This window comes from Acidipila sp. EB88 (assembly GCF_003858395.1).
Lineage (GTDB): Bacteria > Acidobacteriota > Terriglobia > Terriglobales > Acidobacteriaceae > EB88.
This window is the reverse complement of sequence record NZ_QWEV01000005.1, coordinates 3,787,013-3,812,554: the sequence shown is the minus strand read 5'-3', so window position 1 is coordinate 3,812,554 and position 25,542 is coordinate 3,787,013. Positions and strand designations below refer to the sequence as shown.

General features: G+C 60.9%; 17 protein-coding genes. 7 read left to right on the top strand and 10 right to left on the bottom strand.

Annotated elements, in window-relative coordinates:
* Nucleotides 1–163: 163 nt before the first annotated feature.
* From D1Y84_RS16035 to D1Y84_RS16010, 7 genes are all read right to left on the bottom strand, one after another.
* Nucleotides 164–2,236, bottom strand: coding sequence for a TIGR03435 family protein (locus D1Y84_RS16035; RefSeq protein ID WP_124849585.1), 2,073 nt, complete (start codon nt 2,234–2,236; stop codon nt 164–166).
* Complete coding sequence (locus D1Y84_RS16030; protein WP_124849584.1) at nt 2,214–2,618, bottom strand: BlaI/MecI/CopY family transcriptional regulator; 405 nt, start codon at nt 2,616–2,618, stop codon at nt 2,214–2,216. The genes D1Y84_RS16035 and D1Y84_RS16030 overlap by 23 nt, the downstream gene beginning before the upstream one ends.
* Before the next feature lie 410 nt (nt 2,619–3,028).
* On the bottom strand, nt 3,029–4,360 hold the full coding sequence (locus tag D1Y84_RS16025) for a beta-propeller fold lactonase family protein (RefSeq protein ID WP_124850208.1): 1,332 nt from the start codon (nt 4,358–4,360) through the stop codon (nt 3,029–3,031).
* A gap of 28 nt (nt 4,361–4,388) precedes the next feature.
* The gene (locus tag D1Y84_RS16020) at nt 4,389–5,669 is read right to left on the bottom strand and encodes a BBE domain-containing protein (RefSeq protein WP_233581594.1); all 1,281 of its coding nucleotides are present in this window, start codon (nt 5,667–5,669) and stop codon (nt 4,389–4,391) included.
* Nucleotides 5,633–5,926 carry a hypothetical protein gene (locus D1Y84_RS18560; protein WP_233581478.1) on the bottom strand — a complete coding sequence of 98 codons (294 nt, stop codon included), beginning with the start codon at nt 5,924–5,926 and terminating at the stop codon, nt 5,633–5,635. Before D1Y84_RS18560 ends, D1Y84_RS16020 begins: the two co-directional genes overlap by 37 nt.
* A gap of 81 nt (nt 5,927–6,007) precedes the next feature.
* Nucleotides 6,008–7,141, bottom strand: a complete 1,134-nt coding sequence (locus tag D1Y84_RS16015; protein ID WP_124849583.1) for a lactonase family protein — start codon at nt 7,139–7,141, stop codon at nt 6,008–6,010.
* A gap of 46 nt (nt 7,142–7,187) precedes the next feature.
* Nucleotides 7,188–8,483: an amidohydrolase/deacetylase family metallohydrolase gene (locus D1Y84_RS16010; protein WP_233581477.1), complete on the bottom strand. Its 1,296-nt coding sequence runs from the start codon at nt 8,481–8,483 to the stop codon at nt 7,188–7,190.
* 399 nt (nt 8,484–8,882) lie between these two features.
* Here D1Y84_RS16010 and D1Y84_RS16005 point away from each other — a divergent pair, with 399 nt between their 5' ends.
* From D1Y84_RS16005 to D1Y84_RS15990, 4 genes are all read left to right on the top strand, one after another.
* Complete coding sequence (locus D1Y84_RS16005; protein WP_124849581.1) at nt 8,883–9,371, top strand: RidA family protein; 489 nt, start codon at nt 8,883–8,885, stop codon at nt 9,369–9,371.
* A 96-nt stretch (nt 9,372–9,467) separates the two neighbouring features.
* Nucleotides 9,468–11,096 (top strand): PLP-dependent transferase, encoded by a 1,629-nt coding sequence (locus D1Y84_RS16000; RefSeq protein WP_124849580.1) that lies wholly within the window; start codon nt 9,468–9,470, stop codon nt 11,094–11,096.
* Nucleotides 11,097–11,795: 699 nt separating this feature from the next.
* Nucleotides 11,796–12,062 (top strand): hypothetical protein, encoded by a 267-nt coding sequence (locus D1Y84_RS15995; protein WP_124849579.1) that lies wholly within the window; start codon nt 11,796–11,798, stop codon nt 12,060–12,062.
* Nucleotides 12,063–12,141: 79 nt separating this feature from the next.
* Nucleotides 12,142–12,519: a hypothetical protein gene (locus D1Y84_RS15990; RefSeq protein WP_124849578.1), complete on the top strand. Its 378-nt coding sequence runs from the start codon at nt 12,142–12,144 to the stop codon at nt 12,517–12,519.
* 49 nt (nt 12,520–12,568) lie between these two features.
* Here D1Y84_RS15990 and D1Y84_RS15985 read toward each other — a convergent pair whose 3' ends face one another.
* Complete coding sequence (locus D1Y84_RS15985; protein ID WP_124849577.1) at nt 12,569–13,732, bottom strand: tetratricopeptide repeat protein; 1,164 nt, start codon at nt 13,730–13,732, stop codon at nt 12,569–12,571.
* Nucleotides 13,733–14,064: 332 nt separating this feature from the next.
* On the opposite strand from D1Y84_RS15985, the gene D1Y84_RS15980 reads away from it, so the two are divergent.
* Together D1Y84_RS15980 and D1Y84_RS15975 are read left to right on the top strand one after the other, a co-directional pair.
* Entirely contained in the window at nt 14,065–17,430 is a 3,366-nt protein-coding gene (locus tag D1Y84_RS15980) for a carboxypeptidase regulatory-like domain-containing protein (protein WP_124849576.1), read from the top strand.
* Between the two features lie 304 nt (nt 17,431–17,734).
* Complete coding sequence (locus D1Y84_RS15975; RefSeq protein WP_158615520.1) at nt 17,735–19,906, top strand: beta-N-acetylhexosaminidase; 2,172 nt, start codon at nt 17,735–17,737, stop codon at nt 19,904–19,906.
* Between the two features lie 161 nt (nt 19,907–20,067).
* On the opposite strand, the gene D1Y84_RS15970 is transcribed toward D1Y84_RS15975, so the two are convergent.
* Nucleotides 20,068–21,003, bottom strand: coding sequence for a rhodanese-like domain-containing protein (locus D1Y84_RS15970; protein WP_124849574.1), 936 nt, complete (start codon nt 21,001–21,003; stop codon nt 20,068–20,070).
* A gap of 453 nt (nt 21,004–21,456) precedes the next feature.
* Between D1Y84_RS15970 and D1Y84_RS15965 the strand changes: the two genes are divergently transcribed.
* Complete coding sequence (locus tag D1Y84_RS15965) at nt 21,457–22,554, top strand: glycoside hydrolase family 76 protein (protein WP_233581593.1); 1,098 nt, start codon at nt 21,457–21,459, stop codon at nt 22,552–22,554.
* 73 nt (nt 22,555–22,627) lie between these two features.
* Here the strand turns inward: D1Y84_RS15965 and D1Y84_RS15960 are convergent, their stop codons facing one another.
* Nucleotides 22,628–25,501 carry a glycosyl hydrolase gene (locus D1Y84_RS15960; protein ID WP_158615519.1) on the bottom strand — a complete coding sequence of 958 codons (2,874 nt, stop codon included), beginning with the start codon at nt 25,499–25,501 and terminating at the stop codon, nt 22,628–22,630.
* Nucleotides 25,502–25,542: the final 41 nt, after the last annotated feature.

Genomic DNA, 25,542 nt, shown 5'->3' with positions numbered 1-25,542 from the left:
GAAGAAAACCGATCCAACTTATTGGCGGAACAGGAATCAATTAGGCTTCCGGGACGTTGCGCGCGTATTGGATGCTTGAACCGCGCAGATCATACGCGCAAAACGTCGATCAAGCACGTCGACGCATGTCTGGCACTGCTCACGCGGGCGGCTGGATGTCTGGTTAGTTGTCGGAAGGTTTGGCGACCCGGTCGACCACGATCACATCGACCGACGCTCGCCTTGCTGACAACCGCAGTCCCAGTTGTTCCTGCATCGCCGTAAAGACGTCCGGCAGCGCATCCGCGTCCTGCGCGGCAGCAGGGGCATCCGCCGGATGCCACCTAAGCCTGAGATCAAAGCGCCCCGATAGCCCGGTCTGGTCGATCACCGGGCGGTCTACCACGCCCTGCTGCATCGCTTCGGCCACCTGTGCCATCGTTGCATTCGTCGCCCCCATGTTGCCTGGTCCGAACCCAAGCATCGGAATCTGGCTGGCATCGGCTTCGCTCCTGGTGAACTTCGGGCCGCCTTTCGCGACGGTCAGTGCATACACGGCCATCTCACGCTTCTCGTTGTGAAACCTGAGTTGGAAGCGATCGGCCATAAGCTTTCTCACCATGACGCGCCACTGCTGGATGCTAGGCTCCCCGTTGCCATTAGGTTGGGCCGCAATATCGTATGTCGCTGTGCGGAACCAGTCGGGCGCACCCGCTACCTCTTTTTCCTGCACGCTGTACGCGAACTGCACCAGCTGATCCAGCGTTGCAGCCACTACGGAGAACCGGCGATGATTGAACATGAAGCGGGGACCACGTTCTTCAGGCCTGCTCGGCTTGATCGTGAAGACTTCAAACTCGGGATTCGAATCGGCAGCCATAGCAGCCGGCTGTGGCGGCGGCACCGGGATTGCCCACGCTGTTGACGGGCTTGCGCGCAGAAAGATCAGCGGCTGCGGATTGGGTCCCTGATGCCATTTGCCAGTAATCGAGTTTCCGTCGGGCCCGAGACTTCCCTCAAACATAGCGAAGCCAAAGTCCAACTGCAGCAGCGACCCATTCAAAGTGGTGGAGAAACCAGGCGAGCCTCCTCCCGGCTCAGAGAGGTTGTAAAACGTAGACCGCAGGCGCCCGTTCGAGGTACTGGTGATCTTCACAACAAAACGGTAATCCCTGTCCGTGTGCAGGGTACCCTGCCAGGTAGCGGCGATGCTGTCCGTGGCGCCGGCGGACTTTGCTTGGGCGCGCACGTCCGACGGGCGCAGCACACCCGACAGCACAGGCACCGAGAGCATCGCAATCAATGCAGCGCTCAGCAGGAGCTTGCCTCCTGCGCTTAGCCTTGTACCAGCCCTGTTCGTTAGAATGCGGACAATGCGCTGCTTCAGTTCAGAGCCTGTTACGCCGGACACGCAGACCAGGGGAGACTCGGCGTAAAACTTGCACACGTTGAGAATTCCCTCGGCATATACCTCCGCCTCATTCCCAAGCTGCAACACCGCTTCATCGCATGCGGCTTCGCGCTCAGCGATGAGTCGTCGTTCGATCCACCAGACACCGGGGTGAAACCAGAACAGCACTTCCACCAGCATGTGGACCGCGCCGGTCAGGTTATCCCGTCGCTGCACATGACACACCTCATGTGCCAGGATGGCATGTAGCTGGTCTTCTGGCAGGCGCTTGTGTATCTCCAATGGCAGCAGGAGCTTCGGTTGGAAGAGCCCCACGACTGCGGGACCGATTCTCCGCGAAGTGAGAAACACCGGGACTGCGATCGGAAACAAAGCAGGAGCGGCATCGCGTAGCGTGACATGCATCTCCCACCAGTTTCGCAGCCAGCGCAGGAGCAGCAGCACCGCACCGCATAGCCACAACGCCATGAGTACCTCCAAGGCCGAAGATCCATGGTGCTGAACCTGCGCAGAGGAAGTGGGCGGAGATAGCCACATGCCGAACGTGTCTGCCCCGTGCGTGGGCAGCTCGGCGGGTTGCTCCACTTTCACGATCACGTTGCTCCACGATGGGTGCGGCATCGCTGCGGCGCTCGCAGGTAGAACCCACCTTCCCAAGGCCGCTAACACCGAGAAGGGAAGCAGGAACTTCAGAGAAGCCGCCATCCAGATCCAGTAGCGAGTCCCCGCCCGGTTCTTTCGCAGCCGAAGCGCGAGCCCCCACGCTACCAGGACCACCAGTGTCGATTGCCATACATGGTTCACCACCTGCGCTGACCACGCATCACTCCACGCGCTGCCCACCATAACTATTTCTCCTTGGGGAGACCTTGCGCAACATCTTTTCCGCTTGTTTCACATCCTCGAGCGACAACTTGCCGCCCTCGATCAGGTGCGCCATCAACAACTGCGAGCGACCGCCGAAAAGTGCCAGTAACTCATCCACCAGTCGGCGCTGCGCCGCATCACGCGTGATGGCCGCGGCAAACAGGTGAAAGTTGCCGACCTTTCTGACCCGCCGTAGGATCCCTTTTGCTTCCATCCGGTACACCGTTGTTTGAATCGTGGTGTACGCCGGGCGGCCTTTCTCCGGAAACGTCTCCTGGATCTCGCGCAGCGACGGTTCACCCATCGCCCACAGCGCTTCCATGATCTGGTACTCCAGTTTCGATAGCTTCGGGGTAGACACAACTGCCTCCTACACACGCTTGTAGGTTTATTTACTACAGCTGTGTGCGATCGTCAAACCGGAACTTCAATGCAGCGCGCAGTTCCCCGGGCGCAGGGCATTCTCGCCGCGACGCAAAGGTCGCGGGGATCTTGGTGCTACTCCGCATCAAGCCTGGTCTCTCCGTTCGGCAGCGAAGAAATCGTGAGGCGGTTGCGTTCTGCTGAAGCTCGGCATAGCTCAGCAGCCCAGGATCATGGAAGCGTCGCGCCGTTTGCGCACGGAGGCGCGGCGCTCTCGTTCGGGTGTGGCTTCTCCCAGCTTGGAAGAGTGTCGACGTTGCTGACAACAGCCGGCGCCGGACTCCTTGCCCGCAGGTATGCGTCTGCAAGGTGAAGCTTCGCGTTTCCGACCTGGCACAATGCGGGTTTCTAGCCGCCTCCAAGGAGGAGCTTGCCAGCAACCGCACTCAGGTTTGCCGGGTGATACGAGGCGTTGGTAAAGCTCACATTCCAACTCGTTGCGAGTGTGAGGATGAAAAGGGCTGGCGCACAAAGCCCGGGTAGCGTGAGGCTCTGCGTAAGGTCGGTCGCCGCCGTGCAGCTAGCCAAGGTGCAGGGCTCGCAGGCCTTCGCATGCGAGCCGCAGCTGCGGTGTCGCGGGGATGCCGCTTCCTCGAGCAAGCGGGACCTCCAGCAAGCCCCCGGCGAGGCAAGCCAGAGGCGGCGATCTTCCTCGACAAGAATCGAGGCTCCAGGCAGCTCGTGTGCAGATCCAAGCCGCAGGGTGTGCAGCGAGGCTAAAGACCCCCGCGCACGATCAATGCGCCAGGTGGTCATAGTCGCATGATCCTGCGTAATGCCTACCGAGTACACAACCCCGGCCGTAGGGTGGCAGGCCATCGCTGTCACCGGCGTAGGTAAGTCATGTTCAGCAATAGAAACAAGAGCCTGTTCAGCTCCTCCCGCGAAGGCATGGAGATGCAGCGCCGGACGACGTTGGGTCGCGGTTACCAGTAGACCTGTGCGCGGCTCCACGGCGAGCAGCGAAGGTGCTGAGCCGGGCGGCAACGCGACCCTCTGCACTGTGCCGAACTGCCACAGCCCGTGCGACGGGGTTACTTGGAAAGTGGTGAGTCGGTCCGCTCCGTAATCGCTCGCGATCAGCAGGCCCGACCGGAGCATGCCAACGATGGTGTGGGGATGTGCGGAGCCCTGCGTTTGGGCATGGAGACCACAGCCTGTCTCCTTCATTGCCGCCGGGTGCGGTAGCAGATCTCCTGCTGCATTGAGCGCAAAGGCGTTGCATGCTCCGCCATGAAAGGCCGAGACAAGCAGGTGTTGCGCGTCGGCAGAAAGCACCAGCGAACGAGGGCCTGTGGCGGAGAGTGCAAGCGGGAGCCGCGCGACGGACCGCAGGCGGAGTGTCTCCGTGTCGATATCGAAGCACTCGATCGTGGCGCGGGGCTGGTGCCTCCAGGAAGAGCAGTCATTGGCCACGTAGAGGCGAGGCAGGTACGGGTGAGCGACTATTGCGGCCGGCTGGTCTACCTCCACATCGTTCAACACCCCGATGTGATCGCCGGCGACCTCAAAGGATCGCAGGAAGCCGCCTCCATCACGGCTGTTCCCGATCGCGTAAAGGATGGTGCGCTTGTTGCTCTCGGCAGCGTGCGGCAGATACGCGGATGCCAGAGCACTCGCACCGGATATCCCAACGGCCGAAAGGAAAGTTCTGCGGCTCCAATGCCTGTTGCCCATCATTATCGTCCCTGTCTGCTGAAAGAGCGTGTTACGTGGTGCGAACACTCATGGAGTGATGAAAGATGTTGTTGGGATCGTACCTGCGCTTAACACTCTGCAGGAAGGGATAGAGTCCATCACGGCCGTGGAAAAGCTCCGGCCAGTAAGCGTGTCGCAGCATGTCGGCGTCGGGGTAGTTCATGTAGCAGCCTTCATAGCGGTCACCCCATGGCGTGCCTTGGTGTCGCGCGTCCACATGGTCCCCGGTGTAAACAGAGGTGAAGAATTCGTCCAATTCGCGCAGGTGGATCTCGTCCTCACTGTCGTCGCGCCAATAGCATTGCCACTGCAGTTTCAGAATCGAGCTTCGCTGCGCAATCGCCGTCTCGCGCGCAAGACCTGGCTTGTTAATCGCTCCACCATAGGAGTCCATGGAGATGACGGAAGACTGCGCGGTGACACTGCCGCTAGAGAAGAAGCGATAGATAGCACCTGCTTCAGCAGCGGTGAAAGTACGCTTCATGTAAGCGGACTTGTACTTCGCACGAATGCCACTGCCCGATGCGCCGCCGGCAAGTGTAGCGTCGAGCCATGGGCGAATGGTCACAGAGTAGGGCGTCGGCGCAGGTTTTTGCGAAGTGTCCCGCTGCAGTGCATCAACAGCGCTTTTGCCCGTCACCTGTCGCGACGAAAGCGTCACCACGGGACGGAAACTGCTGAAGCGCGCGAAGAACTCATGCAGCACGGAGAGATCGCTGGTAGTCCCGTCCGGCTGGCAAAACTGCGCATGCATGCTGAGGCGCCCGTTGGGTCCGCGCGTGCCTACGTTGAAAAGCACGAAGAGGCCCCACGTGTCCGGATCACGTCCGCGCGTGTCCCAGTACTCGCCGTATGTCGCCAGCAACTGCGCGAACTGCTCCTCTGAAAGATCGTTCCACGGGAACACAAGGCTTGCCTCCGCCACCTCGCGCGGCGCGGCGGGCAACGCGGCAAAACGAAAGCTCGTGATCACTCCAAAGTTGCCGTTGCCGGCGCCACGCAGCGCGCGAAACAGGTCCGGCTCTTGATGGCGATCGACGCGTCGCAGCTCGACGTTGCCATGAGCATCGACCGTCGCGATGTCGACGGCGGTGAGCCAGTCGGAGGTGAGACCGTGCAGGCGCGAAAGCAGGCCATAGCCGCCGCCGGAGATGTGACCGCCTGCGCCAACCATGTAACAGCTTCCGGCTGGCAGGGTGAGACCATAGCGCTTGTACAGAGCACCGTACACTTCACCCAGCAACGCGCCGGGTGCTATGCAGTAGCTGCCGTCTGCAGGATCACGCGTGATGGTGTTGAACAGCGAGAGATCAAGGATGGCACCCCCGGGTTATTCGTTACAAAGTCCTCGTAGCAGTGGCCGCCCGAGCGCACGGTGGGCCGCAGACCGGCGGAGACGATTGCCTGCAGCGCCTGAGTGGTTTCTTCCTCCGAACTGCAAAGGATAATCTGCCCCGCGGCCTCCCCCGCCTCTATAGGGAAGCGCGTGTTGTGGCTTTTCTTGAGCGACTCAAAGCGAGAATCGTTCCTGTTGACTGTGACAGACATGCGCGACTCCTGAAGGCGGGACGAGGAAGCAAACGTTAGGACTAAGCAGACCAACCACTCTTCGTCCGGGCAGAGCAGCGGCTATGCGGAGAAAACAAGGCACTGCGGACTGGCGAGGGGCGTCGTGTGCACAGGTGCGGAGAGCATGCCGGTCTGCGGATCGCGTGCGAGCACAACAATAACGCCCGAGTCCTGGTCAGCAATCAGCAACCAGCGCGCGGAGGGATCCAGCGTGACGTGACGCGCAGTCCTGCCGCCGTGTGGCGCCAACTGCTTCAACGTCAACGCTCCGGTTCCCGGGTCGACCATGAACATGGCGATCGTTTCGTTGCGGCGATTGCCGACGTACACAAAGCGTCCATCCGGGGAGACCACGATCTCGGAGCAGAACGCGGTGTGCGGTGGCCAGTCCGCGGGCAGGCTTGACACAAAACCCTGCGCCGCCATCATGCCATTGCGCGCGTCCCAGTACAGCAGGTCGACGGTGGAATCCTGCTCGTTGACGTTGTACAACCAGCGTCCATTCGGATGAAAGACCGTGTGCCTTGGTCCAGAACCAGCACGCGCAGCCCAGGCTGCCGGCACATTAGGAGTAAGCAGCGCGGTCTTGGCATCCACGTGATAGACCATGATGCGATCAAGGCCAAGATCATTCACAAGCAGCCAGCGACCATCGGGCGAAGGCAGAACACAATGTGCGTGCGACTGCTTGCCCGGCTCGGTGTAAGTAAACCGGGAGACAGCTGTTGAGAGTGCTCCATCTGGGTGCAGTGCATAGGAAGCAATACTGCCACCCCCGTAGTTCGCGACAAACACAGCACCCCCGCCCGGGTGCACCGAGATGTGCGCTGGACCACTGCCGGCGGACGGTTGCTGATTGATCAGCCGCAGCTCTCCGGAAGCATCGGCATGAAACCCGTATACCTGGCCTTCCTTTGTTTCGGACGAGGCATACAGCGCAGTGCCTTGGGCGTTGCGCGCAAGAAAGGTAGGGCTCGCCAGCTTGGCGGCGAGGCGTGGCAAACCAACTAGGCCGGTAGTTGCGTCCCAGTCCGCCAGGTAAATGCCCGTGCTGCCGGTACCCTCCGTGCCGGTGCCGATCCATAGCCTGGCGGGTTGGCCAGCCGCCGATGCCATCGGTACGAGAGAGCTGAGGGCTGTGGCCGGCGCCAATCGCATGGAGGTGTGAAGCAGAGTACGTCGCGTCAGTAGCATGCTTTCCTGATTCGTCGTTGGAACCGCGTGGCTCAAACCGAAATGCCTAGTGGGTGGGCGCGCCTTCGTTTGCAGGCGTGGCTGCATCGGGTTTGGTCTGCTGGAGCGTCCAGCGCCGGGCCTGCTTGTAATCGCTGGTGGGCGCTTGGTGCCACGTGTCTGAGCTCATACCATTGAGGTCATACACGACCTTGCCGTCATGAATGGTGAGCTCGCACTCCAGCTTCTTCGTCCCATCTTCGCGCGCGTTGTTCATGTCGATAAAGCCGAAGCTGCCCGGCTCCACGCGCAGCACCGCGATGTCCGCCGGGCTGCCTACCGAGAGGTTGCCGAGCTCATCATGCCGGATCTCGTGCGCAGGCGCAGCCGTCATCTCCTCGATCACCTGCGGTACGGTCTGCCCAAGAACAAGCAGCTTGTCGGCGACGTTGAGCATGTCCTTCATCCCGGCATTCATGCTTGTGATGTGCAGGTCGGTCGAGATGGAGTCGGGCGTAAAGCCGGCTTTCATCAGCGGCGCAGCCACGGACCAGTTGAAGCTTCCACCGCCGTGGCCCACGTCGAAATAGATGCCGCGCTTGCGGCCGTTCAGCATGGCCTGGCTTGGCCCCCTGGTCTCAGGGTTCTGTTCACCACGCAGGCCCGAGTACATGTGCGTGTAGATGTCGCCCTGGCGCAGCTTGTTGGTGAGTAGTTCATACAGCGGCCGCTCGGGGCGGTTCGCGCCAAAGTCGATCATGATCGGCACGTGCGCGAGATTCCCGGCGATCAGCGCCTGGTCATACGGTTTCCACTCCGGCCCGTCGAAATGCGCGCTCTTGATCCCAATCAGGATCTGCGGGTACTTCTCGATCATCGCGGCCGTTGCCTGACCATCCATGTCGTCGAGGTTGTCCTCGTACTTCGGTCCGCGCATCCCGGCACCCACAATATTGAGGAACGCAAGCACCCGGGTGTGCGAGCGATCGATGACGCGCTGCTTGAAATCTTCAAAGCTGCGCCAGCCGGAACTGCCGGCATCGACCACCGTGGTCACTCCGTTGCGAAATGTAAAGCCGTCCGGGTAGACGCTGTTGTCGCCCGCGTAGGAGTCCTTCTCGCCCGTTCCCGCATACACGTGTACGTGGATGTCGATGAGCCCTGGCGTCACGTAGAGTCCGTGCACGGCGACGCTCTTGACTGCAAGCTTCGGATCGATGTGCGGGGCAACCTCCGCGATCCGACCATCCTTCACCGCAACATCCATCATGCCATCGCGATGATTCTTCGCATCGAGTACATGGCCGCCCGTGAGCACGAGGTCGTAGCGGGGCACATCTGGCTCCGCTGGCGCTGCCTGCATGCTGCGCAGCGCCAGGCACGAGAGCAACGCTGTGCCGAACAGAACGGATCTGATTGTTCGCGAGTAACGGCAGGTAGATCCTGGCATGGCGAAGTCCTTTGGGTAGAAGTCTGCTGTGGCCTGCAACAGTTCCAGATCACACATCGCTCGTGGGATCGGACGGTGCGCGTATACGAGGATCGTACGACTGCCTTCACAACCGGGCAAGCCGCCCTTCAACTTTGATTCCGCCACGCGTGCCTCTATGGCCGAACAAAACCCAGAGCAGAGGCCTTCGCCGTCGCTTTGATCTTGAGTGCAAGGCCGGAACCCGTTAGGCTTTCGCCAAGACACACACAACCCCAGACGCGCGGTGGCGACTGCGCGCGCACAACACACACAGCCGCCACGGGAGCAGCAATGGAAAAGCAGAGCAGACGCGCAGTCCTGAAAGGCGCAGCCAAAACAGCGCTGGCAGCAGGCAGCGCAGCAGCCGCGATGGCGACGCCGCAGGTGGCAAAAGCGCAGGAAGCCAAGCCTGAAAAGAAGAACTATGGCCCGGGCTCGAAGCTAAAAGCAGGCGATCCGCCTCCGCTTTTCAACTCTGCGATCTCCTACGGAAACCTGCTGTTCCTTGCCGGAGTGGGCGCACACTTTCAGGGGACCATCCAGGAGCACACCAAGCACGTGCTCGACGAGATCGAGAAGAACCTTGTGGAAGCAGGATCCTCCATGGACAAGGTGCTCAAGGTCAACGTGTATCTCAACGATCTGAAGGACTATCAAGGGATGAACGACACCTACAAGGGTCGCTTCGGCAATATGCCTCCCGTGCGCACCACGGTTTCGCCTGCCGGGGGCATCCCCGGAAACTCGCTCGTCGAGATCGACGTCATCGCATACATCTAGCTCCGCCGCACTGCCGCTCCTCTGTGTACCACTTCCACCATGCGTCGCGGCCGAACAGGCTGCGGCGCATCAGCCGCCCCACACCCAAGGATCTGCATGGCATCGTTCGGCAGTGCACCCGTCTCTCGTCGTCAGCTCTTGAAGCAGTCAAGTGTTCTATCCGCTCTAGGCGTTGCGGCAGCGGCAAACCCGATGACCGGGATCGCGGCTGCGTTGGCCGAGCCTGCCGTGGAGACGCTCGCACCCTCCGGCTTCCCGCAGCTTACCGGGCTCGAGGCTGACAACCTCTACACGGCGCTTGGCGTGAGGCCCATCGTAAACGCCCACGGCACCTTCACGATCATCACGGGATCGCGGTCACTGCCCGAAGTGAAGCGAGCCATGTACGAGGCGTCGTTTTACTTCGTTCAACTCGATGAATTGATGGAGGCGGTCGGCAAGGAGATCGCCTCGCTCACCGGCGCTCCCGGCGCCATCGTAACGACTGGCTGCGAGGCAGCCATCGCACTTGCAACGCTCGCGTGCACGACTGGCGCAAACATTGAACAGTGCCAAGCCCTGCCGTACGTGCGTGGCAAGACCCGGGTGATCATCCCGACGCACTCACGCAATCCCTACGACTTCGGCGTTCGCATGACCGGCGCCGAGATCGTCGAAGTGGATACGCCGGAACTGCTTCGCGAGGAGCTTACCGCGCAGGTTGCGATGGTGTACGTGCTGTCCGGACCAGCTTCCGCCACCGGGGCCATGTCTATTGCCAACATCTGCACGATTGCGCGCGAGAAAGGTGTGCCGGTGTTTGTCGACGCCGCAGCCGAAGAGCCGCTCTCGCCCAACATCCACATCCAGGCCGGCGCCAGCCTGGTCGGGTACTCCGGCGGTAAGTGCATGCGCGGTCCGCAGGCTGCGGGGCTGCTGCTCGGCGATGCAACACTGTGCCGGGCAGCGTGGTTCCAGGCCTCGCCACACCATAATTATGGACGCGCCTACAAGGTTGGCAAAGAAGAGATCATGGGCATGCTTGCAGCGGTGCGCCAATGGTACAAGCGCGACCATGCCGGGGAGCAGCGCGCGTGGCAGGGCTGGCTGGACACCATTGCTGCCCGCGTCAAGACGCTGCCTTCTGTCACCACCGAGATCCTGCAACCGGACGACCTGTCCAACAAGAGCCCGCGCCTACGCATCCACTGGGATGCAAATGCTTTGAAGATCACCGGCACAGAAATGGTGCAGCGACTGGATGCAGGCACGCCTCGCATCATGGTCGATGGCGGCACCGGCTCCCGGCCGGGGCACATGGCGAGCTCGCTTACGATCATGCCCTACATGATGAACGCAGGCGAAGAGACAATCGTTGCCGACGCCATTCTTGACGGACTCACCAAGCCAGGCTCGTACAGTGACCCTGTAGTAGCTCAGGGATCGCCGGCACAGCTTGGTGGCAACTGGCTTGTCACCATCCATTACGTACGCGGTGTCGGGGTGCAGCACTTCGCGTTACAGCAGGAGGGGAACATGCTCACCGGCTTGCAGCAGGGCGAGATCTACACCGCGCAGTTGACGGGCACCGTGCATGGCGACCAGGTATATCTTCACAGCGTGATGAAAGTAAGCGGACACGCGATCACCTGGGAGTTCACCGGCACGCACTTGGGTGACACCTTCAGCGGAAGCGCCGACATGGGAGAGTACGGCACAGTGCCGTTCAAAGCTACGCGCGCTTAGAACACCAGTCAGAGCATCTGCATGCTCGGCCCTTCGGCAAGCTTGGCGTGGCTTGCGGACTGCGATGGTTGAACCGGTGCTGCAATCCTGCTTGGTGTTGGTTGCAGCCCGCCGAGCTGACAGTGCTGCTGGGAACCTAGCCAGGCAGCGCCGTCCGTGGTCTCCGCTGTCTCTGCTGTCTCAACGTGCCGCGCCTGGAGAAAAGGCGCATCAGCACAAGACACCGAATGACTCTTGGCCAGCAACCGCTGCGCACCCAGCTACCCTGCTTACTCCCTGCGCAAGAGATAACTCGTATCGTCATCGTGATGGTATGTCTGTGCTTGCAAGCTCACAGGAGGTCAGGGATCGCACGCCCTTATGCGGGTGTACAAGGCGTCGAGTCACGCCATGCGGCGCCACGGATCGACAAGAACTTCAAGCAACCCGGCAGCGTGAAAGACAAAGCCTCTGCACCTCGACTTAGGTAGGCAATAAGCCGAATGAAGGCTTGAGCTTGTATTTCGCTATAGACAAGTCATGGGAAAGTCAGTACTCTGCCGAACATTAGACATATCCGACTTACAAAGCTCGTCTTTGTTCTGGAGAAAGCAACGCCACTCTGCGTGGATTTGTATCAGCCGGAACCGGGGCTGAAGCACGCGACAACTCGTCAGCAAGCCAAGATCGTTCGTTTTAGGTGGGGTGAGCAGGATGCGCGTGGGGAAGCTGCCGGAGTTGATTGCTGCCTTTCTGGATGATCGTGCTAACAGGGTGATGGACGTATCGGAAGCGCAACAGATCGTGCTCCGCCATCATCCAGAAGCCAGGATCGCCAGGGGTAAATACGGGCACGTCTGGATCGAAGACGACCAGGAAGTCCTGAGCAAAGTCATTGGCGCGGGAACCAGGCTGGCCCGCGTATCCAGTGCCTGGATCGATGCCGCAGGGCAATTGCTTGAGAAGCGACCGACAAGTATCCACTAAGTGCATAGTTGAATGGTTGATCGGTCGGCCCGCTACCTATTCATCCCTGCCTTAGCCAGTCCAGCCGCAAGGGGCCACCGTGTCCTTCTATCGCAAGCCGCAGCGGGTTTACCTGCCTTTCGAGATAGGGAACCCTGTGATCGTGATCCTTGCCGTCGGCTGGGATGCCTCGGTCCTCGACAAGCGATGCGCGATCCTGGAAGGAAGTGGGTACTTCGTGATCAAGGCCTATGGCGAGAACGACGCACTTACCGCGGTGTCGTTCATGCGCCCGCACCTAGTGCTGTTGTGTCACACGGTAAAACGCTCCGTGCAGGACTCCCTGGCAATCGTACTCAGGGAGCGCCAGCCCGCGCTCTCCATCATCCAATTGACACAGCGCCACATGGAACCCGAGGCGCTCCTTACGTTTGTCAAAGGAGTGCTTTATGATGACGGGCTATCTGTTGGGATCTGACAAGCCGCAAGAGAGTAGCTCCAGCCTGGACTGCATCCAACAGCACTTGCTAGGGCTGCGTCCGCTCCTGGTCGCTGTTGCGCTTCTCCGCATGCAGTTCGCCGGCAATCCTGCGTTGCTGTGCGCCCTCCGCTGCTTTCCCCATCTTGATCAACGCAGTGCCCAGAACGAAATGCGCCTCCGCATCCCCGGCGTCGAGCACGACGGCCTTGCGGAGCGGTGCCACGGCCTCCGCAGCTCGCTGCAGCGCAAGCTCGCTCTGTGCCGTTTCCAGCAGCGCATCCCGATAGGAAGAATTCACCAGCAGCGCGGCCTGCAGATAGGGCAACGCCTCCGCAGGCCTGCCGCGCCTGCGAAGAACGCGCCCAAGCGTGCAGTTGGCCACAGGGTCTTCAGGGTGGAGGCTTAGCTCTGCACGAAACTCACGCTCCGCGGAGTCGATATCGTCAGTGCGCCAGTAGATCACGCCCAGGCTCGTGTGCACGCCCGGATATTGCGGATCCGCGGCAAGCGCTGCCTGCAGTTCGTGAATGGCGTCCTGCTCCTGGTACAGCTTGTCATAAGCCGTGGCCAGCATGAGGTGCGCTTGAGGCGATGCGGGATTCAACCGCATCACCTGGTTGAAGACGGCCGACGCGCCCGCGTAATCCTTCGTCCGCATGTAAGCTTTGCCAAGAAGGTCCAGCGTCTCGAGATCCTCCGGCCGTAGATTGTGCGCTTCCTGCAGGTACGCCGCTGCCTCTGCGTAGCGATCAAGCGCGAACAGATCCAGCCCCGCCAGGTCCACAGCCTGGTAGCTATGCGTTTGCTTCGCGGCAGCTTCAAGCAGCGGCAGCGCCTCCTTGTACTGCTTCGACCGAAACAACGCGACCCCGAGGTTGCGGCGAGTCACCGCATCCTCGGGACTTAACCGCAGCGCCTGCCGGTAGAAGGTAATCGCCTCCTGCTCCTTGCCTTCGCGCGCCAGTGAGATGGCAAGATTATTCAGGATCGGCAGGGAAGTGGGATCCATCGTGGCAGCTGCGCGAAACTGCGTCTCTGCTTCGACGTAGTTGCCATTCTGCAAAGCCGTGGAGCCAGACGCGATCGTCTGCTCGAGTGCACCCTTGGTCAAGGTCTGCCCTTGGCCTGTGCCTGCAATCACGAACAGGAGCCACAGCGAAAGCCATCGCGTGGCAGGCCGGGCGGTCGCTGTGGGTTGGCGCGGGTTCATCGGCGTGGGTGTCAAATGCTAGCACGAGAAGGCAGTTCGTCAGCCTCCTGTTTGCATGCCCTGCTGAATGCAGCGGCTCTCCACTTTCCTCTTGTTGCCAGGCGCAAAGCGTTCTAATCTCGACGCATTCGGACGGTTTCTCCGCGAAGAGATCCAGTCCGGCAGCTCGCTTCCGCCACACACGTGGTGGCTTTACTCTCCGTGCAAGTGTCACGGTTTCACAGGCAGGGCTACCGGCTTGTGGTGGGCGCATGCCGTGCACTTCCGCTCTCAGCGACATCCTGTTCCGCAAAAGAATCATGCGTATTCCATCTTTCTGAGTGAGGCCACAGATGCAGACGCACCTATGCCGGTCCTTCTTTGCTGCTTTTCTTTTGCTGTGCTGTTGGAACCCCCTGCGCGCGCAGGAAGTAGCGGCCACCCTCACTGGAAACGTCACGGACGCCTCGGGAGCAGTGATCCCCAACGCGCATGTGGAAATCGACAACGCCGCCGTGAAAGGCTCCTCGCGCGTCGCCACCACGGACAAGGACGGCAGCTACACAGTCACCAACCTGCCCCCGGCGGGTTACGTGATCATCGTGACAGCCCCCGGCTTCAAGAGCTTCACCGCGCAGAACGTCACCATCTACGTCGCCGAAAAGAGAACCGTCAACGCACGGCTTGAACCAGGCGCCGTCAGCGAGAACGTGACAGTGCAGCAGAATACGGTGGCCGTCGACACCTCTACCAGCGAGCAGTCGGGCACAGTGAGCGGCACGCAGGTGCGCGAGTTGGAACTCAGCAACCGCAACTTTGAGCAACTGGTGACGCTGCAGCCGGGCGTGGTAAGCGGACTCTCTGATGAAGTCGGCTTCGGGCTCAACAACTCGAGCACCGTGTCGGTCAACGGTGCCCGCTCCACCTCCAACAACTGGACGGTCGATGGGGCCGACATCAATGACAGCGGGTCCAACGGAACGCTGCTCAACGTTCCCAGTGTGGACGCGATTCAGGAGTTCACCCTGGCACGCGGATCCTATGACGCGAGCTATGGCCGCAGTGGCGGCGGACAGGTTTTGGTCGCGACCAAGGCCGGTACCAGCGAGTTTCACGGAGATCTCTACGAATTCGGGCGCAACACAATCTTCAACGCGAATGACTATTTTGCGAATCAGACCGGCACTCCTCGCGGTGTCGAGCACTACAACAACTACGGCTTCACGCTGGGTGGCCCGTTGTATATTCCGAGGCTGTACAACACCGGCAAGAACAAGACCTACTTCTTCTGGTCCGAGGAGTGGCGCAAGGTCAGCTCGCCCACCACGAGCAGCATCACCGCGCCGACCACGGCCCAGTTGAACGGCATCGTGAGCGGGCAGGTGACGGGTGCGCCCGCTGGCTGTGTCAGCTACGACCCGGCCGCGAATCAAAGCACCATCAGTCCTACGTGCTACAGCAACAACTCCAAGGTCTACCTTGCCAACGTGTTCGATGCTTTCCCGGCAAACAGTGGCGGCAATTACGTGTTTACCTACAGTTCGCTGAACAACTTCCGTCAGGACATTGTGCGGCTTGATCAAGCCGTCAACGAAAAGATCCACCTGTTTGCACGCGCCATCCAGGACGAGACGCCCGAGAACTTTCCCACCGGTCTCTTTGCCGGGGCCAACTACCCGGGTCTCGACAGTACCGCCGTCAACGCTCCCGGCGAAAACGTAGTCGGCAACCTTACCTACACCATCTCGCCGAGCCTGGTAAACGAAGCTGAGTTTGCCTATTCGCAGGGGACCATCACCGCGACATTGAGCGGTGTTGCGAACTCACCGACTGTGCTCAACCAGCTCACCAACAACACGCCTTACAAGGATCCGTACGGACGCATCCCGAGCGTCACCTTCACGGGTGGCACCATCACCGGGCTGGCGCAGGGCGATGCGCCCTACTTCGAGCGCAACCTCGATCGCACCTTCTTTGACAACTTGTCCCTGACCAAGGCACAGCACACCCTGCGCTTCGGTTACACCTTCTCGCAGATGCTCAAAACAGAAAATGCCTCCGAAGGCGACGCGAGCTTTAACTTCAATTCCTGGCAGGACTTTCTGCTTGGCAATGTCAGCGTCTACCAGCAGGCCAGCCGAGACATCATTCCCGATCTCCACTACTTCAACATGGAGGCGTATGCGCAGGATGACTGGAAGGTAAGCAGACGGCTCACGCTCAACCTGGGCATGCGCTGGAGCTACTTCCCATCGCCCACCGACGTCAATAACACGTTGAACAATTTTGACCCAACCCTCTACAACGGCTCGCTTGCTCCAGCCATCGATGTTGACGGAAACTTTGTCGCCGGGCAGTCCACAACACCGGCGACGTACGCCAACGGCCTGATCTTTCCCACTGGCACGGCCTGCGCGCAGGCCAAGGCAATCGCTCCGGGAGTTTCGTGCTCGCCCTACGGCGCGCGGGTGAACCCGAACTCGAACGCCAACTTCGCCCCACGCGTGGGCTTTGCGCTGGACGTGTTCGGAACCGGCAAAACGTCGCTGCGCGGCGGCTTCGGCACCTTCTTCGATCGCTCGCTCAATGGCATCTGGGAACAGAATGCCTTTGCGGATCCACCGCTTGTGCAGACCTCGACCATCAACAACACCAGCTTCGACAATCCGCTGCAAGGCACATCCGCCGTTTCGCTTGCACCCAACCGGCTCACAAGCACGGGCAATCCGGGCTTCAAGGTGCCGTCCTACGCGGACTACAACCTGTCTCTGCAGCAGGAGGTCACACCCAGCACGGTGTTTGAACTCTCGTATGTGGGCTCAAGCGGACGGCACCTGCTCGGCGAGCTCGATCTGAATCAACCCACCCTTGCAGCGCGCGCGTCCAACCCTGCGGCGAATGTCAATGCCGTGCGGCCTTATCTCGGATACTCCTACTTCCAGGCTCGTATCCCCGCATTCACCAGCAGCTATAACTCCTTGCAGGCTTCGCTCAATCACCGCGTCACGCGCGGCCTCACCCTGGGCATTGCGTACACCTGGTCACGCAATCTGAGCGACCAGTCAAACGATCGCGGCACCGCGAACACAGACACCTACGATCCCAAACTCGACTACGGGCCAACCACCCTTAATACACCCAACGTGTTCATCGCCAACTATGTCTACCAGCTTCCATTCTTCGCCCAGCAGCACGGCATCCTCGGGCACACCCTGGGCGGCTGGGAGGTTTCAGGCATCACCACGTTCGAGTCCGGCCATTCCGCCACTGTGACCCAGGCTGGCGACCCCTTCGCCTGTGTCGCATCCACTACAAGCGCCACTGGCTGTGTCGCCGGAACCTACCCCGGTGGCCTTGGCATCGCCACACCTAACGCCGACATCGCTCCACGCCCTGATCAGGTCGCCCCTGTACACATGACCAAGACGCAGGGACAGTGGTTCTCCACCGCATCGTTCGCTAAAGCGGTTGGCCACTTCGGGACAGAGAGGACGGGGAGCTTCCTTGGACCTGGCATAGAAAACTGGGACCTTGGCGCGATGAAGAATGTGGACTTCAAGGAACGCTACCGGTTCCAGTTTCGCGGAGAGTTCTTCAACGCGTTCAACCATGCCAACTTCGACGATGTCGATACCAACCTCAACGATGCGAGCTTCGGCCAGGTAACCACAACGCACCTCCCCCGCCGCATCCAGCTGGGAGCCAAGCTGTACTTCTAAAGCGCATGTCCACGCGGGATCAGGCAATTCACGCTCAAGAGTCACGCGGGTGCACAATGCGACCGGCCCTGCCAGGTACAGGCCAGGGCCGGTCGCGCGTTTACAAGTCACGCTGTATGTGCCCGCGCTTCAGCAGCGCGGCACCTCGCAGCCGCTGCCGCACTGTCAACACCGCCTACTCTCCCACAGCGTTCGCCTCTTCCGCTATGGTGTTGCCAGACCACATCCTGATCCGCGCGCAACCGCATAGAGAAAACCCAAGCACGCGAGTTGCCGCGGTCGCATGAAGCATCGAGGAGAACACATGTTCCCATGGAAAAGTTGTTGCCGTTCACTCACTGCGCCCGTTGCTGCCACGCTGTTGTGGATGACGCTCTCGCCGGCAGCGGAGTCACAGCGCGTCCCGGCTGCGACGTTGCCGTTCGCTCCCGTGCTGCCTCAGTCGGTTGCGCCCGCACTCATGCCGCTGCCAGCCAGCGTTGAACGTGGCACCGGGACAATGCGGCTGGACCAGAACTTCAAGATCGTTCTCGAAGGGTATCGCGAAGCACGGCTGGACCGTGCAGCTGCGCGCCTGCAGGAGCGCATCGAGCGCGCCACGGGCATCATCCTGCTGCCGCAGGCGACAGGCGCGCAAAGCACCCTCACCGTGCGCACCACACGTGCGAGCAAACCGGTACAGGCGCTCGACGAGGACGAATCGTACACGCTGGAAGTCACCAGCGCAGGCGCCACACTTACCGCGCCGAATCCACTGGGTGTGCTGCGAGGCATGCAGACCTTTCTGCAACTAATCCACCAGGACACGCAAGGTTTTGTTCTCGATGCGATCACAGTCCGGGACAAGCCGCGCTTCGCGTGGCGCGGGCTGATGCTCGATTCATCGCGACACTTCCAACCGATGCCGCAGGTACTCCAGCAGCTCGATGCGATGGAGATGGTCAAGCTGAATGTCTTCCACTGGCACCTCAGCGACGACCAAGGCTTCCGTGTCGAAAGCCATCGCTACCCAAAGCTCCAGGCGCAAGGATCCGACGGCAGGTTCTACACGCAAGAGGACATCCGCAAGGTCGTAGCCTACGCGCGGGATCGTGGCATCCGCGTCATTCCAGAGTTCGACATGCCGGGCCACGCGCGATCATGGTTTGTGGGCTACCCAGAACTCGCAGCTTTGCCCGGACCTTACAACATTGTGCATCACGAAACTGTCGACGACTTCGAGCATCCTGATCCCAAGCAGGATGGCGCCATGGATCCGACCAAAGAACAGGTCTACCGCTTTCTCGACGGTTTCCTTGGCGAGATGACAGCTCTCTTTCCGGATCAGTACTTCCACATCGGTGGCGACGAGTGTGACGGGAAGCAGTGGGATGCAACGCCCCATGTGCAGGACTTCATGAAAGCACACGGCATCAAGGATGACCCCGCCCTGCAGGCCTATTTCACCGGGCGCTTGCAGAAGCTCGTCACCCGTCATCACAAGATTGCGATCGGCTGGGACGAAGTACTGCAGCCCGACACGCCGAAAGACGTTGTGATCCAGTCGTGGCGCGGTCAGCGAAGCTTGTTCCAGGCAGCTTCCCGCGGCAACCGCAGCATCCTCTCCGCCGGCTACTACATCGACCTCAACCAGCCAGCATCGCAGCACTACCTGGTAGACCCGCTGGTACTCCCGCCTTTCAATCCCAATGACCCAACAGGCAAAGGCGTAGAGGTGCCAACACATCTCACGCCCGAACAGGAAGCGAGCATTCTGGGCGGCGAAGCCACCGAATGGACGGAGTACATCACGCCCGAGATCCTGAGCAATCGCGTATGGCCACGCACGGCGGCGATCGCAGAGCGCCTGTGGTCGCCGCAGTCCAATCGCGATGTCGCCGACATGTACACGCGCCTCGGCTGGGTTGCTCATGAGCTTCGCATGCAGGGCATCGAGAATGGCGGCCTCCTGCAGGGCATGACCGAGCGCCTGGCGGGCACAACGGGCATCGATCACCTGATGGTGCTCGCCGCAATGGTTCAGCCACCGGTGGACTACACCCGCGAGGTGGCCGGCCAGGCCTACGACCAGCTTCGGCCGCTGACCCACCTGGCAGACAGCATTCCGGCAGAAAGTGATACCGCGCGCCACTTTGCCGAGCTCGCACATGCAGTCGCCACCGGCACAGCGACCGCAGCGCAGCACGTGGAGGCGCGGGCGTGGCTGACGCTCTGGGCAGACAATGACGCCGCATTGGCGCCGATGCTCGACCGCACCGCGCTCACGATTGAACTGCAGGAGCCGTCACGCAACCTGGCCCGGACGGCAATAATCGGCTTACAGGCTCTCGATCGCATCGAAGGCCATGGCAAAGGCAACAGCGAGAACACTGCGAAGCAGCAGCAGGAACTGGAGACGTTCGACAAGCTGACTCCCGCGGCGCTTCGAAACATGGCAGTGGCGCCGGTCAAAGAACTTGTTGCCGCGAAGCCTTAATTGCGGGGCTTTCCTAGGTGCGTCTGTTCCTCCTGCGCACCCGCGCGTCGAACGCAGACCAATGCGCACGCTGCACTCGACCAGCGAGAGCAGGGTCTCCGTTCAACCCTGCCGACGACCATGCCAAGCCGTAGCGCTGCGCCGGGAAACCCGAGTGCTGGCTAAGTGGCGGGTAGCCCTGCTGCCTGCCACGCCTTGAACCCCCCGGTTACGTCCGAAGCGCGCCACAACCCTAAGTCCTGCAGGGCTGCCGCTGCAAGGCTCGAGGTGTAGCCTTCGGAGCAGAATACGATCACCTGGATGTCGTGATCGACAGCCGCCGGGAGCCGGGCGTCAGAGAGCGGATCAAACCTCCACTCCAGCACATTGCGCTCGACGATCAAGGCGCCCGGGATGCTTCCTTCCAGCGAGCGCTGCTGCTCGGGGCGAATGTCGACCAGCGTTGCCCCTTGTTTCACCGCGGCCTCGTACGACTCCTCGGGAGACATCCGGTGCAAGCGAGCGCGCGCCTCGTCGAGTAGCTGCGCAACACTCGAGGGCCTGGTCCGCGGAGTCTGCTCCCGCGTATCTGCACGCCACTCCGAGTTACTCCGCTGCTCGGTGAGCACATCCCGTGGTACCAGTTGGTCCCCATGCAGTTCGTACTCGTTCATCTCGTCGAGTGGAGGCGAGTAAGCGTGAATGCTCAACGCGGGCGCGGGTGAAATATTGCGAACATCGTGCGCGTAATCCGCGCCGAACGACCTTGGCGCGCCTGCACGCACCGTCACAGGCTGCCTGCCCGCGCAGTGCTCCTCAAGTTCGCCTGCGGTCACGACAAAAGCACCGGCTGAAGCGCCATGATCATGAAAGCCCGTGGACTGGCCCGGCATCCAACTGAGCACCCAGATGTCATAGTCCGCGGTAATCTGCAGCCGCTCATACCAGCGCGCTCCCGAGCGGAGCCGCACGCGATCCAGCCATCCATCTGTGGATGCGAACTTTGAAACAATCTCGGCAAGTTCTTCGGGTGTCTTCAACACGCTGCTGGTAGCAGCGTCAATCGGCGGCAGGCTGCCAACCGGCTGTATGGGTGCTTCTCTGGTGCTGAGCTGCATACGATCTCCAAAGCCAAACCATCGCGAAGCCCGGCGAAAACGCGGGCCCATCGATGCTAGAAAGAGGCAAACATAAGGAGGATCGGATGAGCTTTGAAGAGGCGTTTCAGAAGTTTCTGAGAGTGTCGCAGCTCATCCGACGAGGGTCTGGCGGCAGCAACAACAATAGTGCAGGGGAAACGTCATACCCGTTACGCTAGCACGGCGCCCCGAGCGGGTCAAACCAGGTGCGCAAGCAGGCAACCGGGTAAGACATGCAAAAGAGCGCCCGTCTGCCCAGGTACATCAATCACACAATGCGCGCTGGGCGAGCACACCACCTGGTACTCGGCGCGATCTCAAGCGGTTCGCGCCCTCCCGAATCAACAAAATGCTGCTCCTTACAGAGTTCCTTGCCGATCTGCTACAAAGGTCGCCATGGGCTGTTTTCGTTCTCTCCTCCTTTTGCTCTTAGTGCTTCCGTCCATCGCGCACGCGCAGACCGCGCCTGCTCCTCCGAATTGGACGCAGCACACGCAGCTGGGCCTCGATGCATTGCAGCGGCGATATCTCGAACGGACTGGCCTGTACACCTCGACCGGCTGGTGGAACTCGGCCAACGCCATCACGGTGCTCGACGACTTCATGCAGGTGACCGGATCCAGGCAGTATCTGCCCGTGCTCGCGCATACGTTTGCGCAAGCGCAGATCGTGGTCCCCAAAACCGAGCAGATCGGCGATCTCAAGGAGATGACCGGTGCGCCGGGCTTCCTCAATACCTACTATGACGATGAAGGCTGGTGGGCCCTGGCCTGGATCGGCGCCTACGATGTGTCCGGAGAGGCGCGCTATCTCGGTATGGCACAGTCCATTTTCAAGGACATGGCCGGTGGCTGGGACCAGACCTGCGGCGGTGGCATCTGGTGGAGCAAGGACCGCACTTATAAAAACGCCATTGCCAACGAACTCTTCCTTACAGTCGCCACGCACTTAGCCGTGCGCGCCGCCCCAGGCGCTGACCGGGCGCAGTATCACGACTGGGCAGCCAAGGAGTGGGCCTGGTTTCGTGCCTCGGGCATGCTCAACCAGCAAGGTCTCGTGAACGACGGCCTCACCATCGATGCGGCGACCGGTACCTGTACGAACAATCAAAAAACAACCTGGACTTACAACCAGGGCGTGCTGATCGGTGCACTTGCCGAGTGGTCAAGAATCTCTGCGGACCCAAAGCCTTTCCTGAACCAGGCACACAGTGTCGCGCTCGCCGCCGTGACCCGGCTGACCGACGCCGCCGGTGTGCTGCATGACAGTTGCGAACCGAACTGTGGCGGAGATGGCTCGCAGTTCAAGGGCATCTTTGTGCGTAACCTCGCGGCCCTGCAGGCCATCGCGCCCGACCCGCGCTGGCAGCAGTTTGTGGACACTAACGCTGGCAGTATCTGGACAAAAGACCAGGGCCCCGGAACAGAATTCGGTGTCGTCTGGTCCGGGCCGCTCATCGCTGTGGATGCTTCGGCACAATCATCCGCGCTCGATACGTTGGTCGCGGAGATTGCAGTACACCCGAAGTGAACGGTCGCAACGATAGAAAGGGCAGCCGCGAAGCTGCCCTTCTTGGCGAATCGAACCACGCTACTCTCGGTAATCAGGCCTGTGCCGCGCCTCCAAGAAGAACAGGAACCTCCGTGAGCCCGAGGGGATAGTCAGGCGTATCAGCCGTCCAGGCTTTCGCCGTCGGATTGTCCGGAAGCGTCTTCATGTAACTGCCGAGAGTCGTCGTGATCTCGATGGAGATTTCGTTGCGCCCTGGCTGCGCAGCACCCGCCAGCGGATAGCGATGCTCCCCATACCAGCGAACGCCCAGAAGATGACCATTCAACCGTACCTTCGAAACCGAGTGGACGCGCCCGAGCGAAAGCACCTGCGGTAGATCGCCTGAAGTTGCGAACGGGCAAGAGTAGGTGAGCGTGCCGGCGAAGGCTCGCAGGTCCGGCCTCTGGTTGAAGTCGATCAACGTTGCGAGATCAAGCGTGCGATCCGATCCATCCACATGCTGCAAACGCACCTTCCACGGACCAGTGAGTGTCATCACTGGCACATCCAGGTCGTGAGCGTGCGTGCCCAGTGCCCTGAAAGGCTTCATCTCTTCACCAACAGGTTCGAAAACGATCAAGCGGGACTCCGAGGGTCCGAGCGAGATGGTGAGCGCGCCGCCAATGCCACGCGCAAGCGCTGTGCGCTCTCCAGTCTCCGGGTTCCACAGCGACGCCGCCCCACCCACCTCGCCGAAGCTCGCCTCAAACGTGTGCCGGTCCTGTGGTCCGTAGTGGCAGAAGAAAAACACGTCCCGCTTGCCTTCGCGATAATGCACCTGGCTGATGTAGTCCACCGGCGCACTGAGCCGCACATCCGGCGTCAGCGCATAGCGTTGCTGCAGCTCACGATACCAGCCAACCATGTCGGTCTGCCGCACAGGAAGCAGCGGCGTACGCTCCGGGTGCCTGGTGCGCACCGACGCGATGAGCTGATGAACCACCGTGCTGGAACTCTCATGATCACGCAGCCCGTCCGACTGCTCTGGCAGCGTGTCGAGAAAGATGAGCGTGCCGCCCGACTCCACCAGTGCGCACAACTGCTGCACTGTCTCCGGGTGGAGCGACTGCACCTTGGGCAACAACACTGCCTTGTACGCGCGCGAGCCGAAATGCAGCCTGCCTTCGCGCACCGTTGCTTTGCGGATGATCTCCTCGGACAGGTAATCGCAGCCGCTTCCGTTCTGGTGCACCACCTCCCATAACTTGAACAGGTAGTCAGGGTAAGCAATGCGCGGGAACGGATCCCGTTGAAAACCAAATTTCGAGGCTACGTCGGCCTGCGGCGGCAGGATGGCGATGTCGGCCTGCATCTCGCACGCCTGCAGCACCGACGAAAGGCGAGCGCTGTAGGTGGTCCAAAGATTGAAGTACGGCCACCAGGTATTGTGCTCGCTGAAGTACGTTCCATACCGGACCCAACCAGGGAACGGGACCTGCGGCGGGCTATAGTTGAACCCGTGCAGCACCGGCTGCGTCACCCCCGACAGGATGCTCTGGTCACTCGCAATCTTGATGCGCTCCAGTGTCGTGTGGAATGGGTCGTCGGTGTTCGTCATCTCCTCGCAACTGATCAGTCGCTTACCTGCAAGATGCGCCGCGGAGGAAACGAATTTGTTGATCATCGAGTAGCTGCGTCCAGTGGTGTAGTCGCCATTGCCAAAGGCTTCAATGGCCTCGGTGTGGATCCACGTTTCACACTCGGGGATATCGACCATCATGCCTGCGGAGATCGGATCACATTCCATACCGTAGGCCTGCATGCGCGACTGCACCCCAAGCCGGTGACACCACGCCACGAACGTCGCCACAAAACGCTCATTGAACAGTTCGCGCTTGGTCGTCTCAAAGTCATAGCGCACCTGTTCTATCTGTTGCTGCAACGCAGCAGAAAACTGCGCACCATAAGGCGTAGCGACCGCGTTGCCCATTGCGCCCACCTTGAACAACACGAACGGCAGGTACGGCGCCAGGTCATAGCCGCGACGCCGCGCGAACTCCTGCAGCATGTCGTCGCACCAGTTCGCACCCTCAAGCTCGATGCTGTCGGTAAAGAAGGCGCGCAGCCGGGGAGAAAGCGGACCAAGCTTCGTTGTCAACGCGTCGGAGATGCGATCAAGATAGCGCGCCACCGCCTCGCCTGAGTAGTGGTTCAGCACCGGGCCGCTTGCTCCGGGCGCCCCATTGATCACTGCCATGTACCCCGTCATCTTCACCAGGAAGTACAAAACCTGGCGACCCTCGGCCACATCGAACGTGACCGCGCTATCTTCGGCGCGCACCGGAATATCCACTGCCTGCTCGGCGGACGATAGCTCGTACGGCACGACACACGCACGCACCAGTTGCTTTTGCGGATCGCTGTAGGCCGAGACAAGTTGCGGGTGAACATCGGCCAGCAGATCGGCCGCAGCGATGGTCACGCGTTGCGGCCCGGTGAATTCGCGCGTGCCAATCGTCATCATCTGCGTCTGGTCCTCGCGCGTGAGAAACTCTCCGCCAAACGGCCAGCCTGAGCCCACGATCATGTCGCACACCATGCCGCGATCCTTCGCACCTGCGAGCACGGCGTCGAGCGCCTTGATCCACGGCTCGCTCATCCAGGTAAGCGCTTCGATGTGCATCGGGTCTGCCTGGGCAGGGAAGCGGATGGGGTTGATCTCCACACCGCCGATGCCCGCGCTTTTGAGTACATCGAGCTCGCGCAGCAACTCCTGCTGCGTGATGCGGTCGCCGTTCCACCACCAGCGCACCATCGGACGATACCGGGCCACGGGCGTATGGAAAAGGTGCGGCAGTTCGTCTGGAGAAAACTCGCCAGGGGTCGCGCCGGCTGCGTGTTGCTCAACAGAAGAGGCCAGGAGTGCGGGCAGCGCAAAGCTGCCTGATGTGAGCGATGCAATGCGGAGAAAGTCTCTGCGGTCCATGTTCCTCAAGGTAAACCAAGGAACACGGCCGCTGCGGGCGA

What these genes read in the sequence shown, in the direction of transcription:
- D1Y84_RS16015 (WP_124849583.1), bottom strand. Translation starts at nt 7,141, where the DNA reads ATGCTACTGACGCGACGTACTCTGCTTCACACCTCCATGCGATTGGCG.
- D1Y84_RS16035 (WP_124849585.1), bottom strand. Translation starts at nt 2,236, where the DNA reads ATGGTGGGCAGCGCGTGGAGTGATGCGTGGTCAGCGCAGGTGGTGAAC.
- D1Y84_RS16000 (WP_124849580.1), top strand. Translation starts at nt 9,468, where the DNA reads ATGGCATCGTTCGGCAGTGCACCCGTCTCTCGTCGTCAGCTCTTGAAG.
- D1Y84_RS15985 (WP_124849577.1), bottom strand. Translation starts at nt 13,732, where the DNA reads ATGAACCCGCGCCAACCCACAGCGACCGCCCGGCCTGCCACGCGATGG.
- D1Y84_RS18560 (WP_233581478.1), bottom strand. Translation starts at nt 5,926, where the DNA reads ATGTCTGTCACAGTCAACAGGAACGATTCTCGCTTTGAGTCGCTCAAG.
- D1Y84_RS15970 (WP_124849574.1), bottom strand. Translation starts at nt 21,003, where the DNA reads ATGCAGCTCAGCACCAGAGAAGCACCCATACAGCCGGTTGGCAGCCTG.
- D1Y84_RS15980 (WP_124849576.1), top strand. Translation starts at nt 14,065, where the DNA reads ATGCAGACGCACCTATGCCGGTCCTTCTTTGCTGCTTTTCTTTTGCTG.
- D1Y84_RS15960 (WP_158615519.1), bottom strand. Translation starts at nt 25,501, where the DNA reads ATGGACCGCAGAGACTTTCTCCGCATTGCATCGCTCACATCAGGCAGC.
- D1Y84_RS16005 (WP_124849581.1), top strand. Translation starts at nt 8,883, where the DNA reads ATGGAAAAGCAGAGCAGACGCGCAGTCCTGAAAGGCGCAGCCAAAACA.
- D1Y84_RS15975 (WP_158615520.1), top strand. Translation starts at nt 17,735, where the DNA reads ATGTTCCCATGGAAAAGTTGTTGCCGTTCACTCACTGCGCCCGTTGCT.
- D1Y84_RS16025 (WP_124850208.1), bottom strand. Translation starts at nt 4,360, where the DNA reads ATGATGGGCAACAGGCATTGGAGCCGCAGAACTTTCCTTTCGGCCGTT.
- D1Y84_RS16010 (WP_233581477.1), bottom strand. Translation starts at nt 8,483, where the DNA reads ATGCAGGCAGCGCCAGCGGAGCCAGATGTGCCCCGCTACGACCTCGTG.